Genomic DNA, 490 nt, shown 5'->3' with positions numbered 1-490 from the left:
CCGATCGCCGCGACCTCGCCGTCGCCGCCCGCCGCGCGGGCGACGTCGCTCGCGTCCAGCACCTGCTGGGGCGTCTCCGTCCCCTCGGGCGTCTCGCCCGCGCCGAACAGCGCCGCGATCCGCTCGACGGCGACCCCGTTGAGCCGGTCGCGCGCCCCGCCGAGCGTCTCGCTCGGGCGGAGCCACGCCGCGTTGTCGAACGGAAAGACCGCCGCGCACTCCTCGGAGAGCGCGTCGAGCGTCCGCGCCGCGTTCCGCTCGGCGAGCGGGCGGTGCGGCGTCGGCGCCGCCGACCCGTCGCCGGCGCCCGCGCCCGCTATCTGGGCGCCGTCGAGCGAGCCCGGGTCGTACATCGAGACGAGCCCGACGACGAGGAACGACGAGAACATCGCGATGAACAGCTGGATCCCGATCGCCAGCAGGATCGTCTTCTCGGCGCGCAGCCCGGCGATCTCCCGCCCGGCGATCGTCAGGCGGCTATCCAAGGCTA

Annotated in this window: 1 pseudogene; it reads right to left on the bottom strand. The window is 75.3% G+C overall.

The features are described from left to right. Positions 1-485 (bottom strand): annotated as a pseudogene (locus D3D02_RS19220) (hypothetical protein); the annotation flags it as partial. Between the last annotated feature and the right edge of the window lie 5 nt (positions 486-490).

This window comes from Halobellus sp. Atlit-38R (assembly GCF_003665925.1).
In the GTDB taxonomy this organism is placed as follows: domain Archaea; phylum Halobacteriota; class Halobacteria; order Halobacteriales; family Haloferacaceae; genus Haloquadratum; species Haloquadratum inordinatus.
Note: the sequence above shows the minus strand (reverse complement) of the source record. Positions and strands in the feature narration are given on the sequence as shown.